This window comes from Arenibacter troitsensis, assembly GCF_900177645.1.
GTDB classification, from domain to species: domain Bacteria; phylum Bacteroidota; class Bacteroidia; order Flavobacteriales; family Flavobacteriaceae; genus Arenibacter; species Arenibacter troitsensis.
Window position 1 is genome coordinate 915525 of sequence record NZ_FXAO01000001.1, and the last position, 16458, is coordinate 931982.

Consider the following 16458-nt stretch of genomic DNA (forward strand, 5'->3'; position numbering starts at 1 on the left):
CGTTTTGAAAACACACGCTTAGCCTTCCGCTGTAAACACTCCCCTAACCCCTTTCGAGTGGGGGATGGTAACGGATATTAAAATGTAAATAGGATTTCATAGGGAGTAGAATTTGGGAAGAGGAGATTTATTTCTGGATTCAATATTTCTTTGAAAATAATGGTAATAAATATGTTTTGTTGAGAGGATAAACTTTATCAATAGGGCACAGAAAAATCCCCTCTTGAGAGGGGCTGGGGGTGTGTAAATTTGAGATTGAAGTACCCTCAATGCAAACATAAATAGCAAAGAACAACTATGGGTTTACAACATAAAATAGGATTGATACTGATAGCATTCACCCTTGGCGTTTATGGTCAAAAGCAACCGGTAGATTATGTGAACCCCTTTATAGGGACTTCAAATTTCGGGACCACCAATCCAGGGCCTATTGCCGTTAGGGGTATGGTGAGTGTATCCCCCTTTAATGTGGCGGGTCCTAAAAATTTACCTTTGGAAAAAGACAGTCGATGGTTGTCAACCCCATATGTAAAGGAGAATACTTTTCTAACTGGATTTAGTCACCTTAACCTTAGCGGGGTAGGCTGTCCGGAACTGGGGGTAATCTTGGCCATGCCCACCACAGGTGAACTTGAAGTTGATTATTTAAAATACGGTACCTCCTATTCCAATGAGGTGTCTAAAGTAGGATACTATTCCAATACCTTGGATGATTATAATATAAAGGTAGAGGCCACGGCAACCACTAGGGTAGGGGTAAGTAAGTATTTCTTTCCGGCAGGGGATGCCAATATTCTTATAAATCTAGGCTTGGGACTTACCAATGAACAAGGTGCCACTATAAAGGTAGTTTCACCTACGGAAATTGAAGGGGTCCGTTCTGTTGGATCGTTTTGCTATTACAAACCTGAGGAAGCCTATCCGGTATATTTTGTAGCACAATTCTCTAAGCCGGCCGACGAATTTGGGGTTTGGAAAAAGCCGACCACCTATAAAGGTGCCGAGGCGGAATGGATGGGCTATAATGGAAAGACCAGAATAATGCCCGGATATGCCATGGAAGTGGTGGGCGATAGTATAGGCAGCTATATGCGTTATAATTTCAAAGCGCCTACGGTAGTGGAAATGAAAGTTGGAATTTCCTATGTCAGCATTGAAAACGCCCGTGAAAATCTTGAAAAGGAAACATCAACGCGGAGTTTTGACCAAATTTTGGCGGAGTCCAAGGAGAATTGGAACGGATATTTGTCCAAAATTGAGGTAGAAGGAGGTTTTGAAGAGGATAAAATCAAGTTTTATACGGCTCTGTACCACACATTAATACACCCCAGTACCCTTAATGATTATAATGGGGATTATCCTAAAATGAGAACCAGGGAAACTTTAAGGACCCAGGATACCAGATATACCGTGTTTTCCTTATGGGATACGTATCGTAATCTGCATCAGCTTATGAGTTTGGTTTATCCAAGACAACAATCCGATATGGTAAAAAGTATGCTACAAATCTATGATGAAAGTGGGTGGTTGCCGAAATGGGAGTTGAATGCCACGGAAACCACCACTATGGTTGGGGATCCGGCCGGAATTGTTATCGCTGATACCTATTTGAAGGGTGTAAAGGATTTTGATGTGGAAAAGGCCTATATGGCAATGGTAAAAAGTGCAGATCAAATTCAGGATAATCCCCTTCGCCCAGGACTAAAGGATTATTTGGAAAAGGGATATCTGACCACCAAAACTACCAATAGTGGATCGGTTTCTACTACCCAGGAGTACAATATTTCAGATTATGCCATAGCCCAACTGGCCAAGGCCTTAGGCAAGAAGAAAGATTATCAGCGCTTCTCCAAGAGGTCTATTTCTTATAGGAATCTTTTCGACAAGGAATTTAATCTTTTAAGACCTAAAAATGACGATGGATCATGGTTGACCCCCTATAACCCGGAAGACGGGGCCAACTTCGTAAAAAATCTAGGGTTTATAGAGGGCAATGCATGGCAGTATTCATTTATGGTCACCCATGACACCAAAGGTCTTATGCAACTAATGGGCGGGTCAAAACCTTTTGTAAATAGATTGCAGGATGTCTTTGATAAGGGGCATTTTGATATGGCCAATGAACCGGATATCGCCTACCCGTATTTATTCAATTATGTAAAAGGAGAGGAAAGACGGACCCAGCAAATGGTTTCAGAATTGCTGGATACGTATTATAAGAATTCTCCAGATGGACTGCCTGGAAATGACGATACGGGTACTATGTCTGCCTGGGCCGTTTTTTCAATGATGGGGATATATCCCGTAAGTCCTTCAAATCCAATTTATACCATAACAACACCTAGGTTTAATAAGATAACCATACATTTGGATAGTGATTATTACCAACAGGAAAAAATCACTATAATTTCAAACTTTTCGGAGGAGCATCGGTTTATTGACAATATTAAGATTGAGGGGAAACCGCACAAGGGATATTTTTTAAGTCATGATGAATTGGTAAACGGCAAAACTTTGGAATTGAAATTGGACAAATAGGTCAAAATTGTATCTGGAATGAAAATGATAATGGCAAATATCAAAACCCTAAGTCTCTTATTAATATTATGGATTTTCACCTCTTGTAATAGGGATGGAATTGAACTTGTTCAGGAGGGCCAGTCCAATTATGAAATTGTAATTATGGGTCGTGCCACCGAAAGTCAGCATGAATCTGCCGAGATATTGCAACGTTATCTATATGAAATAAGTGGGGCCAAACTGGGAATAGTTGAAGAAGCCTCGCAGACAGTTGAAAAGCAAAAAATTTATTTGGGTATAGATTATGAAAGGCATTTGGAGGCAGATGGGATATCCATAAGGACCTTGGACAAAAACCTTTTATTATCCGGCGGGTCCGATAAGGCTACCAAATATGCGGTATATGAATTTCTGGAACGTTATCTAAATTGTAGGTGGTATGCCCCCGAAGTTGAAAAAATACCCGTTTCCAAAACGATTGATCTTCCGGCATTGGATTATGTACATACCCCTGATATTACTACTAGAACGGTACACTCAAGATTGTTTTATGATAACCCAGACTATGCGGAACAGCAGAAGGTAACCCATGAATCCTTCCCTACCTATGTGCCCAGTGCAAGGGTGCACACCTTCCACAAGTTTTTGCCCGAAGAAAAATTCTACAAATCCAATCCGGAATATTATGCCTTAAGGGGAGACCAAAGGCTGCCTACCCAATTGTGTTTAACCAATCCTGATGTTTTGGCCATTGTTAAGGATTCGGTAGCTTCTTTGTTCAAACAATATCCCGAGTCCCAGGTTATATCTGTAAGTCAGGATGATAATCAGCAACATTGCCAGTGCGACAATTGTAGTAAAATAGATGGGGAAGAGGGGAGTCCGTCTGGCTCTATGATACGATTTGTAAATGAAGTGGCGGCTGATTTTCCTGATAAAACGATTTCTACCTTGGCCTATCAATATACTAGAAAGCCTTGTAAGACCAAGCCATTGGAAAATGTTTTGATTACACTTACTTCTATAGAATGCGACAGAAGTGCACCTATTGCCGAAAAATGTGCGGATTTTGCAAACGATTTAGTGGGGTGGGGAAAATTGACCCAGAACATTAGGATCTGGGATTATACAACCCAGTTTACCAATTTTTTTGCCCCCTTTCCCAATATCCATACACTTCAGCCCAATATTCAATTGTTTCGTGACAACAACGCAAAATGGGTTTTTGAACAGCACAGTAACAATCCCAGTGAACTTTTTGAGCTTAGGTCTTATATTACTGCAAAACTGCTTTGGAATCCGGATCAAAACCTGGATGCCCTGTTAACGGATTTTACAAGTGGTTATTATGAAGAGGCAGGCATTTATATAAAAGAGTACATAGATGAAATTCATGCCAAGTTAGAGGAGGATAAGGATTTTTTTCTATTCCTCTACGGTGATCCGTCAGAGGCATTTTCATCCTATTTAAGTCCGGACTTACTTTCCAAATATTCCCAATTATTTGATGATGCGGAAAAGGCAGTGGCCAAAAAACCAGAAATCTTGGCACGTGTAAAAGTGGCGCGCTTGGGGGTAGATTTAGCCGAATTGGAGGCCAGTAGGAAGAATATTAACGACAGATATAGACTTTTGATTCCCAATGAGGAAGGTAAAAAAATAATAAATCCACTGGTAACCACATTACTGGATAATTTTAAGGCAATCAGTGCCAAGAACAATATAACCTTAATGAATGAAATGGGTTTTACCGTAACGGAGTATTTGGCAAATTACATGTCCGCACTGGAAGTAATAAGAATGCCCAACGTTGCCATGGGTAAAAAAGTGGTCACCATAACGAAACCAAAAAAATACGCTAAGGAGGATCCCATGGCGCTTACGGATGGAGCCTTGGGAGGAAGTGGCTTTTATGCCAACTGGTTGGGGTATGAGGGCAAAGATATGGAGGTAGTCGTAGATTTAGGTGAACCAATAAATATAAGCACCATTTCCCTGGCATTTTTGCAGGTTACCAATCACATCGTTTTTTTTCCTGAGAAAGTTACCTATTCTGGTTCCTTGGATAATCGGCATTTTGAAAATTTTGGGACCATTAACAATCCCTTTCCATTGACCAAGGAAAGCAAGGTTAACGATATTCAATTTTTTAAATTGGATTTTGATAAAAGGAATGCACGATATATTAAGGTTCTGGCTAAAAATACAAATACACCTTATTGGCATCATGCAGCAGGCTTGCCTTCTTGGCTTTTTGCCGATGAAATAATAATTAATTAAATCCCTTATAAATGAACACTTTTAAAAACAGATTAAGATCACTTTGGTTGGCCGTAATATTGGGCTTTGTTTGCCAGGGAATTACCGCACAGGCCATCTATGAAGACGAAAGGTACGTTCCCGAGACCGATCCCTTGGTCTTGGAAAAATTGGAAGAATGGCAAGATTTGAAATTTGGTCTTCTTATGCATTGGGGGACATATAGTCAGTGGGGTATTGTGGAATCGTGGTCGTTATGCCCCGAAGAATATGGTTGGTGCGAACGGACCAAGGGTTCTAATCCCAGTGATTACAATACGTATAAAAAAGAATATGAAGGCTTGCAGAAGACCTTTAATCCTGTGAAATTTGACCCTGACAAATGGGCCAAGGCGGCAAAGAATGCCGGAATGAAGTACGTGGTATTCACCACCAAGCACCATGATGGCTTTTCTATGTTCGATTCCAAATACACGGATTACAAAATTACAGATCCGAAAACCCCATTCTCGACCAATCCTAAAGCCAATATCACCAAGGAAGTTTTCAATTCTTTTAGGGAACAGGGATTATGGGCCGGGGCCTATTTTTCCAAACCAGATTGGAATACCCCTACTTATTGGGATCCCTATTACCCACCTAGGGACCGCAATGTTAATTATGAGCCCGAGGCAAACCCTGAAAAATGGCAGGCATACATCGATTTTACCCACAATCAAATATTGGAACTACTAACAGATTACGGCAAGGTGGATATCTTGTGGTTGGATGGCGGCTGGGTGGCCAAAACGCCAAAATCCGAAATTACCAATTGGTATGAACAGCAATTGGTTAACAATGACAACGGGTATTTAAAGAACCGTATTGTTAACCAGGACATAAAGATGGACGAATTAGTGGTCAAGGCCAGGGAAAAGCAGCCTGGCTTAATTGTGGTGGACCGTGCCGTTCACGGTAAAAATCAAAATTATTTGACCCCGGAAAATAGGGTACCGGAAAAGCCGCTTCCCTATCCTTGGGAGTCTTGTATTATAGCCGGCGGTGGTTGGTCCTATTCTTTTAATGCCCAATATATGTCCGGACGTGAGGCGATCCATACCTTGGTGGATATAGTGGCCAAGGGAGGAAACTTGTTGTTGAACGTAGCTCCAAGCCCAGAAGGGGAATGGGATGAAGGGGCGTACCAATTGTTGAATGAAATTGGGGATTGGATGTCGGTAAACAAGGAGGCCATATACGGCACACGGTCTTTGGCCCCTTTTAAGTTTGGCAACGTATGTGTTACTGCCAAACCAGATGGCGCAGTCTACCTCACCTATCTAGTAGAAAAAGGGCAAACATCCCTGCCTACCGAAATTGTATTTCCAGATTTTAAACCAAAAAGGAGTGTTAAGGCGCAACTTTTGGGAGGTAAACAAAAGTTAAAATGGATCCAAAAAGACGAAGGTATGGCTCTTCAGCTTCCTAGGGATCTTTGGGGTAAATTGCTGGGGACCGAAGCGTTTGTTATAAAAATTAAATAAGGAATTCTCTGGCGAAAATCGAATTTAGTGAGCTAATTGGTACAAAATATTGGTGACATGGGACGTTTAAAGTTGCCAAACCAAATAGCTGACAAACCTAATATGAAAGGCATTCTATTGCTATAGTGATTAACATATTTTATCATAAATTAATCATAAAATACCCTAACACCCTTATAGTTCTGTAACTATGAGGGTGTTTTTTATCAGTGAAAATCACATTTTTTATTCGTGTTCACTACTAAAACGTTTTCGGAAATATGTCATTAGGCTTTCAGCAATTGTTATTAGTCGAATTAATTTCTTTACCTAAGCGGGAAAATCAAAATTTAGTAATTATTTAACATTAGGGTAACCCCCTTAACATCTAATTAACTAACTAAAAATTATTAGTATGATTAAAAAATTTCATTACTATTTATTACTGGCCTCATTTCTTGTTGTACAAGGAATGATGGCTCAGAACAAAACGGTTACCGGAACAGTATCCGATGATCTGGGCACCCCGCTACCAGGTGTCAATGTTGTGGAGAAAGGTACATCCAATGGTACTTCCACGGATTTTGATGGTAATTTCTCCCTAAATGTAGGGAACAATGCTACATTGGTTTTTTCTTCTTTGGGTTTTACCAAAAAGGAAATTGCTGTGGGAGCGCAGACTACTATTAAAGTTGTTCTGGAAGAAGATGCAGAGCAATTAGGAGAGGTAGTTGTAACAGGTTTGGGTATTACAAGGGAAAAGAAGGCCCTTGGTTATGCTACGGCAACTATTACTGCTGAAGCTTTGACCGAAACGGCAACACCGAACTTTGCAACTGCATTGTACGGAAAAGCTCCTGGGGTTAGTATAAATACTACTCCTGGTGGATCTACCAGTGCCTCCAATATTACCATTAGGGGTGTAGCCTCCATTACAGGAAGGAGTCAGCCATTGATTATTATGGATGGTGTACCTATTAGGGATGGTGAAGTTGCCAACAATAACTATTGGGGAGACCAACGTCTTAGAGGTAATGGTCTTTTGGATATTAACCCAGAGGATATAGACAACATTTCCATTCTTAAAGGAGCATCTGCTGCCGCACTTTATGGTTCTGAAGCGGTAAATGGGGTGGTTTTGATCACTACCAAAAGTGGTAAGAACAAGAAGAAGGGAATGACAGTGGATATGAGCTCATCCTATAGCTTTGACAAAGTGGCGTATCTTCCAAGATATCAAACAGTGAGGGGGCCAGGTGCACCTTTGAACGTTTCTGACGGTGGACAGGATGCAGACGGTTTTATATATCATGATACAGATGGTGATGGTATAGCAGAAACCAGAGGTGTTTTGGGGTATAGTATCAACTTTGGACCAAAATTTGACGGTCAGCCAACTATTGGTTGGGACGGAATCGTAAGACCTTATGAGGCTCAGGATGACCGCTATGGTGGCTTGTTCAACACTGCACACAATACAAGTGTTAACATGTCCATTACCAATGTTACAGATAACTCCAATTTAAGATTTTCGTATACCCGTCAGGATAACCAAGGTATCAGTATTGGTGCTGAGGAAGAAAAGAATGTATTTAATTTAAATGCAAGCTTTAAATGGGCCGATAATATGACTACGGATGTAATTGTAAACTATGTAAATCAGTCCGTATTCAACAGACCTTATTCTGTGGATCGATTGACGAACAACTTTACAGGAATGATGTCTCCCTGGGATAGTGCCGATTGGTATTTGGATAGATACAAAACTAGTAGAGGGTATCGCTTTGTTACCGGAACCGGTCAGAGTTTAACTCCTGAAGAGAATATTATTTATCCTGGATTTAAAGGGGATATTGCAGACTTCGTTTGGAGGGTAAAAGAGAATCGCTTGGAAGAGCAAAGTAATAGAATTATAGGTACTATCACTAACACTTGGAGCATAGCCAAGGGGCTTAATCTAAGAGGTAGAATATCTACAGATTTTACCAATAGAAGATCGGAAGCAAGCAGTTCTACCGAAAGACCTTTGGCTTTTGGTAACTCTGGTGGGTTTAGTATGAGCAATAACAATTACAACTCTTTGTATGGTGAATTGATATTGAACTATGAAACCGCAATTACATCAGATTTGACCCTTTCCATGATGGCGGGTTACAATGCTACCAAGCAATCTGAATCATTTCTAAGCAGAGGAACCAATGGAGGTTTGAGTGTTGAAAACTGGTTTGATGTGTCTGCATCGGTAAACACGCCTAATTCTGGTAGTAGTCGAAACTCTATCGTAAAAGATGCGTTTTTGGGAACCATGAATTTAGATTACAAGGGGTATTTCTATGTAGAAGGGACAATTCGTAAGGATAAGACCTCCACTATGAACCCAAACAACAATAGTTTTGTGTACCCTTCGGTTAACTCTAGTTTTATTCTTTCCGAGGCATTTGACCTACCTCTTTTTATGAACTATTTAAAAATTCGTGGTTCATGGGGTATTGTGGGTAATTATCCTGATCCATATCAGGCTAATATTGCCTACAACCAGAATACTTTAGGTTCTCAAGGTGGCAACCCAGTGCTTTATACTACTATTCCTTCCAGTTTTGGTAATGACGGAATTAGACCGGAAGAGAAGCATGAGTATGAATTTGGTTTGGAAATGAAATTTTTTCAGGGTAGGTTAGGTCTTGATGCCTCTTATTACAATGCACAAATTGTAGATCAGATCTTGCCATTGACACTTCCTAATAGTTCTGGTGCAGGCTCTGTATTGACCAATATCGGTACGCTTAGGAACAAAGGTTATGAATTTGGGGTGACTGGTACGCCTATTGATACAGGTTCCTTTAGATGGGATGCTATTGTAAACTTTGCTAAGAACGATAACAAAGTTGAGAAATTGGCGCCTGGTCTTGATGAATTGCTGCATGCTGATTATGATGGAAATGCTGCCCAATTGAAGTCGTTGGTAGGTCAACCAATGGGAGATCTTTATGCCCACCCAGTAGCAACAGATGCACAAGGAAGGAGAATTGTGGATCCCAATGGAATGTACAAGGTAGATCCTGATAAAATGGAAAAATTCGGTAACGCTATGCCAAAATGGACTGGTGGTGTTATGAACTCCTTTACCTACAAGAACATTACCTTGGATGCCCTTGTGGATTTCCGTATTGGTGGACATGTAATGCCAACTGCACTTAATTGGATGACCAGCCGTGGTCTTACCGAGGAGAGTTTAAATTATATGGATACAGAGCGTGGTGGACTTAGTTATTACGAGGATGCCACTGGAACTAGAATCCAAACAACTCCGGGTGCTACAGCAGGTCCTGGGGGAGAAGTAGTTTACCATGATGGTATATTATTGGATGGGGTTACCAATGACGGTCAGCCTAACGACCAAATAGCTTCTGCTGCGGATTACTACTGGACCGTTTACAACTGGGGTGGACCTCAATATAGTCCAAACACCCGTTATGAACTATATATTAAAGAGAATACCTACTTTAAGATGAGAGAGTTGTCCATTGGCTACAAAATGCCAAGAAAGGTTATTGATAAGATAGGACTTAGTAAATTGCAATTCTCAGTTTTCGGTAGAAACTTGTTTTACCTATATAGAACAATCAAAGATATGGATGGTGAGCAGACTACAGCAGGTTCCAGATGGTTCCAAAATGTTAATAATGTAGGTACCAACCCTTCAACTCGTTCTTTCGGTCTAATGGTAAGAGCTAGTCTATAATAATATAAATAAGAATTATTTAAAAAGATATTTCATGAAAAAATTATCGATAATACTCGGTATTGTTATGGCCACGGCCATCAGCGGTTGTACCGAGGCAGATTTTAGCGAGAATTACGCAAACCCGTCAAAGGTATCGACAGCAACAGTGGAGAAGCAATTTGCAGGTATGTTGGTCGCCAATAAGGATTACGTTCTTCCTGCCTATTGGAACTATTTCGTAGTGCTTAGACCTACATTGTCCCGTTATACCCAAGCGGTAGGTTGGATAAATACGTCTAACCAATATGTGCCTGGTGAAGCAGCTATAGGTCCGCGTTGGGGCACATACTATGATTTTTTATCCCAATATAGAGAGTTGGAGAAGATTTATAACAATCTTACTCCAGAGGAGCAGGCAGATTTGAAGGTTTATATGCTTACGGCCAAAATTTACCTTTATGATCATACCCAAAGAGTGGTTGACCTACATGGTGATATTCCATTTTCAGAAGCGGGTCGCCTAAGCCAAAATGGGGGTGATTACTTAGCGTCATTACCTACTTATGATACTGCCGAAAGTATCTATACTACTATGTTGGACGATTTAAAATCTTTTTCCGACGAATTAAACAGTATCAATGTTAGCCCAGGAATCATGGTAGGTTTTCAAACCCAGGATTTTGTTAACGGAGGTGATGTAAGTGCTTGGAAAAAGTATTGTAATTCATTAAGGTTAAGAATGTTGACTAGGGTTTCCGGTGTTTCTGAATTTCAATCTAGAGCGGAATCCGAAATTGCTGCTATCTTGGCCAATCCAGGACAATATCCTTTAGTAGAGGTAAATGCCGAAAATATTCAGATCGATGTTGTTAGCTTGGATACTCCAATAAACTCCAAAGGTTTTAGGACTGGATTGGAAGACTGGGATGGTAATTTGGCAGGTAAGGCCATGATAGATCATATGTTGGACAATACCGATCCAAGGATAAGAGCTATGTACGAACCAGGAGAAAATGCTGGTGGTGCCTATTTAGGTTTGGATCCGTTGCTTAACGAAAATGACCAAACTACTTTGGTGGCTACTGGTACCCTGTCTAGATACAACCGTTCAACTTTAAGTAGAAACGAGTATTTCCCTGGACTTTTGTTTACAGCTGCCGAAGTAAGTCTACTTAAGGCTGAATATTATTTGAACGCCAGCAATGATGCCATGGCACAAGCTAGTTATGAGGATGCTATTGAAAAATCAACGGAATTCTACTATGATCTTCGTGATTTGAGTGCCGATGGTACTGCAATAGATCTTGTACCTACCAATGACACAGAAATTCAGGCTTATATTGACAGTGCCGATGTAAATTGGGACAATGCCACTACGGATGAAGAGAAATTGTCCTTAATCGCAACCCAAAAATGGATACACTTTAGTGTACTTCAATTGCCAGATAGCTGGGCGGAACAAAGAAGGTTGAATTTACCTGAATTTGATTTCCAGGTAGATAATGCCAACGAACAAACATTGCCACCTAGCCGTTGGATTTATCCAAATAGTGAGCGTGTTTACAACACCGACAATTATAATACTGTAAGTGGTGAGGATAATTTGACCACCAAAATATTCTGGGATGTTAATTAAGGAATTGAGTTAGTTTTAATTTTGTTACCTAGAAGCCCGATACAGTTACTGTATCGGGCTTTTACTTTTAGGTGTTTAACAAAACTGAAAATGATTTTTGATAAAATTTAAGGAGGCAAGTGGGTTTAACACCTAGAGCTTATGTAGTTCTTTTTTATTAACAGTATTTAGCTGCATCCGATTGAAGATAAGTGGAGCGTAGCTTTATTAATACTCGAAATAGAATTTAAACATACCCATGTATGTATATCTAGGTCCTTTATACTATTCAATTTAAATTAATTCCACATTTTGTTATCAGAAGGAAAAACCCCATTTTGTTAGCTTGTTCTTTAATTTTTAAGGTAATAAAAATGTCCGTCTTCTGCCCCGATCAATAAATTTGGTTTACCGTCCTGGTCCCAATCCACTACGGTTGGACTGGTTGTATGACCGGCCAATTTGGTATTGACCAGGTTGCCTCTTTTTTTGAAAATGGTACTTCCGTTGGATGCTCCTACGTTTTCGTACCATTCAATATTCTCACTATTGGCCAAAAGGTCAAGGTCTCCGTCCCCGTCCCAATCCGTGAATTGAATTTTTCTTCGCCCACTGCCACCTGCTTCCCGCTCCGTTAAACGCAGCAAATCATTACCAATGCTGCCATCCGCATTTTTGAAGATACGTTGTCCTGGCTTTAGATAGAGTTTACCTCTTTTTTTAAACCGTTCAAAAAACGCCAAATAGCCTTCGTGATCTAACATTACCAAGTCCATTAGTCCGTCTTTGTTCCAGTCTATTGCGTAAGGTGTTGTTCTCCACTGGGTGGCCAATTCGTCTTTTTCTGGATTCCACCAGTTCCATTTTGGTTTGGGAACTGTGTTTTTCTCCCAGGCCACCTTAACACCTCCCATTTTTGTTAATTTGGGCGCACCTTTCGTGCCTATGTTTCTATACCACTCTACCTTGCCAAAAATGGAATTTAATACAATATCCTTTAGGCCATCACCGTCCCAATCGGCAACCGTAAGGGTGGTGTATCCCCATTTGCGTTCGGCCGGACCTTGGATGGAACCGCTTTCCCCTGCCATTATTCGAATCACTTCCCCATCGGCCATCAAATAAACGGGTTCTTTAAAATCTGGATTTGCCCTCCCGTCCAAGTTCTCTATAAAACCAATGTAACCTGCCGAATTACCACATATTAGATCTTCATCCCCGTCTTCGTCCCAATCCACGCTGAACGGAGTGACCAGAGCACCAAATTTTAGATATTGACTTTTTTGCTGAATATAAACGGGCGATATAAAAATGGGCATATTATCTTTTACAGCCCCAGTATTCTCAATAAATACCACCCTACCGTCTTCGTCACCCACTACTAGATCAATCTTGTCGTCATTGTTCCAATCGAGGGCCACGGGCCGCATCATTTCCAAGTCCATTTTAAGGATGCCGGATGCATTCTCCAGAAATCTTCCTTTGGCATAGGTAGGATTTTCACGACTCCCGGTATTTTCAAAATAGGTAAATCGGTCTACGAACTCGCCACATATAATATCCAGATCTCCATCGCCATCAAAATCGGCTATATTGGGCGTAGTATTGCCATATACATCGATAGGTTTATTACCAGCTAGAATTTTCCCATCATTTCTGTATTTCCCGTTATCATTGGTCAATAAATAAAGGTATCCTCGAAGGTTCCCATTGGTCCATTCCCCTTTTTCATTAAAGGCATTGTCCCATCCATATTCGCTCCAATCATCGATGCCTACAATGAGATCCATATCCCCGTCATTGTCATAATCAACATATTTCCAGTCGTTAAAACGTTCCTTATATAAATCTAGCAGTTCTGATGCCTGATAAAGGCCTAGGGGGCGGGTGTAACCATATCTTCTAAAATTGTCATATTCCAAACCTACGCCTAATACCCTGGGTTCGTCATCTACATAGGAAATGGCAACATTCCGCATACCGTCACCAATTTTGATCGGAGCTTCAAATATGGGACTTCCTTTTTGGTCTTTGGAGCTGTTTTTGAATAAAAAGGTACCATTAAAAGGAACATCGGTACAGGAGATAACCAAATCCAGGTCCCCGTCCTGATCGTAATCCATGGGTAAGGGGTTGGCCCAAAGTCCTACTGCCAGATCCTTGGTAGTAGCGGTGTCCTTGTATTGTAATCTTATTAATTTTTCATCTGCGGATTGACTAAAGCCAAAAGTGGTGAGAGTTAAGAATAGGCAAGGGATTAATCGTTTAAGCATCATAGTTGGATTTTACTAAGTTTATTTTGGATTGATGGGTATTTGTATAAAAATTTCAAATTAGTGTTTATTTTTCAAATGACCAACACTATGTAAAAGGAGGCCGGCAGATGATGGAGCCTAGCATTGAAATGTAATTGAATATATCAATAATTAGGGAATAATCCTTAGATCGGCAACAATATAAGGGGTGAGTAAAAAAAATCATTTTTTTGCCCAAAGTTTAGGGTTTAATTGTTTGATCTTTCCTATTTTTGCAATCTCATTTTCGGGATGTGGCCCTTCGTCTACGCTCAGGACAGGCTGCCCCACAGAGGATTCATTTATAAATGGAGATTCTGAAAAAGAATGGAAATTATTGAGCAAATTGTAGTATCGGGATGTGGCGCAGTCCGGTAGCGTACACGGCTGGGGGCCGTGTGGTCGCAGGTTCAAATCCTGTCATCCCGACTTGACTAGTTTCATCTAGTCGCATGACGTTGCAAATCACCTGATTTGCAACGTTTTATGTTTTTAGGGGGTCCAGATGAAACCACTTGAAACTACCTGAAAACACCCCTCTGGTGTCCATAAAGGGATTTTGAAACCACAGTATTTTTTGTACATTGAAGTAGCTTTAGAGGGTATTTGACCCTGTGTTTTTTACCGTTTATTTATTAATTTAAAGCTATGTAATATGTTAGAAAACAGTAGATTATCGGTGGTATTTGTCACTCGAAAATTGAATTTGGAAAATGGGAACATTAAGATCTATGCTCGGGTCACCGTGGATGGAAAAAGAGCGGAATTCAGTTTAAATCGGGAATTGCCAGTGTCCCTTTGGGACGAAAAACGCAAAAGAGGTAAGGGGTTTTCCAAATATGTAATCTCTCTAAACAAGTATTTGGATCAGGTTTTTACGGGATTGCACGAGGCACACCGGCAACTTTTGCAGGAGGAAGTTGACATTACTTCGGCCGGAATAAAGGCTCGATATTTAGGAGAGGACGATAGGGGCAAGACACTGCTCGATTTGATAAGCTATCACAATACCTCCATGATCAGCGTCCTTAGAAAAGGAACTATGAAGAACTATTACAGTACGGAACGTTGTATCAAGGAATTTTTAAAAGAGAAAATGGGCGTTGAGGATATTCCTCTTAAAAAACTGAATTATGGTTTTATTGTAGATTTTGAACAATATATACGGAAGTATAAACCGGCCACACGAATGGGTTGTGCCAATAACGGTGCCATGAAACACATGGAGCGCTTAAAGAAGATGTCCAGGCTTGCCGTAAAACTGGAATGGTTGGAAAAGGACCCCTTTATCAATTATAAACTACGTTTTGAAAAAACAGAACGTCAATTTCTGACGGAAAGGGAACTGCAGCTCATTGAGGATACCACGTTTAATATTCCAAGTACCCAACACATAAAAGACCTGTTCATTTTTGCCTGTTATACGGGTTTGTCTTTTATTGATGTTAGTGGGCTAAAAATTGACCATTTGGTAAAAGGAATGGACGGTAACGATTGGTTATATACTAAAAGAACAAAGACAGATGAACCTTTGAAGATTCCTTTGCTACCCAAGGCCATGGAAATCATTGATAAATATAAAAGCCATGCTAGTCTGCTTGAAAATGGAAGATTATTACCTATATACAGCAACCAAATGATCAACCGCACCCTTCGGGATATCACAACCGCCTGCGGTATTCGTAAAAAGATAACCTTTCATGTAGCCCGACATACCTTTGCCACGGCGATTACACTTTCCAATGGGGTGCCAATTGAAACCGTTTCCAAACTTTTGGGGCATACCAAGCTTTCAACTACTCAAATCTATGCTAGAGTGGTTGAAAAGAAGGTAGGGGAGGATATGCAGAATTTGATGGCTACGATGAAGCTAAAAAAGGTTAGAGCTGAGGAAATTTATTAAGCTATAAAATAATGTTTTGCGGCTGTTTGAACGAATTCATTCAGGCAGGTTATGTAACTTTGCTTTGGGTGCGGCATAAAAAGTAAAGATTGAGATTCTTTACTTTTTTGAGTGTCCCGATATGGCTATCGGGAGGTGTGCTGGCGTATTTGGTATTTGTTTTCTCAGGCCCTCGCTGCATCTCGTACAAATTTTTTAAGATTATCAATCTTCAAAAATTATGTGGTCTTCTAAAAGTTTCTTCTAAAAAATTAATGGAACACTTTTTATGCTAGCCGACAATAGGAGGGGAGTGTAATATGTGTGGAATGTTATTTTTACTATTTTCTCCAAAATATGTTACGGTTTTCCGTAAACGATTACTTGTTAAATTTTGATATATTTGATTTAGACCATTCAACACAAAACATCAATTACCACTAGTTTAATGATAGAGCGTATTAAGAACTATTTAAGTCTTATTTCTAAAGAGATTGAAGAACATTTATATGAAGAATTTGAAATTAATAGCGATATGGCTATTTCGGAGTGATGGGTTCTTCCTCAAATTTGGGGAAGAACCGTTTATCAGTGCCACCCATTCCGTTTCAATCTGTGCCACTTAAGGTAAAAAAGAAAAAATACTCCAGCTTTTGCTAGGC

At 40.2% G+C, this 16458-nt stretch carries 7 protein-coding genes and 1 tRNA gene; 7 read left to right on the plus strand and 1 reads right to left on the minus strand.

All coding sequences use genetic code 11. From position 1 onward, the window contains the following. The first annotated feature begins 297 nt into the window (after positions 1-297). The 5 genes from B9Y87_RS03700 (at position 298) to B9Y87_RS03720 (ending at position 11641) form a co-directional block, all read left to right on the plus strand. Complete coding sequence (locus B9Y87_RS03700; protein ID WP_085496240.1) at positions 298-2538, plus strand: GH92 family glycosyl hydrolase; 2241 nt, start codon at positions 298-300, stop codon at positions 2536-2538. 18 nt (positions 2539-2556) lie between these two features. Continuing rightward, positions 2557-4800, plus strand: coding sequence for a DUF4838 domain-containing protein (locus B9Y87_RS03705; protein WP_085496242.1), 2244 nt, complete (start codon positions 2557-2559; stop codon positions 4798-4800). 11 nt (positions 4801-4811) lie between these two features. Then, positions 4812-6302: an alpha-L-fucosidase gene (locus B9Y87_RS03710; RefSeq protein WP_085496244.1), complete on the plus strand. Its 1491-nt coding sequence runs from the start codon at positions 4812-4814 to the stop codon at positions 6300-6302. 394 nt (positions 6303-6696) lie between these two features. Then, complete coding sequence (locus B9Y87_RS03715) at positions 6697-10023, plus strand: SusC/RagA family TonB-linked outer membrane protein (RefSeq protein WP_085496246.1); 3327 nt, start codon at positions 6697-6699, stop codon at positions 10021-10023. 34 nt (positions 10024-10057) lie between these two features. After that, positions 10058-11641, plus strand: a complete 1584-nt coding sequence (locus B9Y87_RS03720) for a SusD/RagB family nutrient-binding outer membrane lipoprotein (RefSeq protein ID WP_085496248.1) — start codon at positions 10058-10060, stop codon at positions 11639-11641. 332 nt (positions 11642-11973) lie between these two features. Here B9Y87_RS03720 and B9Y87_RS03725 read toward each other — a convergent pair whose 3' ends face one another. Further along, on the minus strand, positions 11974-13896 hold the full coding sequence (locus B9Y87_RS03725; protein WP_217807478.1) for an FG-GAP repeat domain-containing protein: 1923 nt from the start codon (positions 13894-13896) through the stop codon (positions 11974-11976). 373 nt (positions 13897-14269) lie between these two features. Here B9Y87_RS03725 and B9Y87_RS03730 point away from each other — a divergent pair. After that, positions 14270-14343, plus strand: a tRNA-Pro gene (locus B9Y87_RS03730). Positions 14344-14569: 226 nt separating this feature from the next. Then, a complete protein-coding gene (locus tag B9Y87_RS03735) occupies positions 14570-15817 on the plus strand; it encodes a site-specific integrase (protein ID WP_085496253.1) in 1248 nt (415 codons plus the stop codon). The last annotated feature ends 641 nt before the right edge of the window (positions 15818-16458 follow it).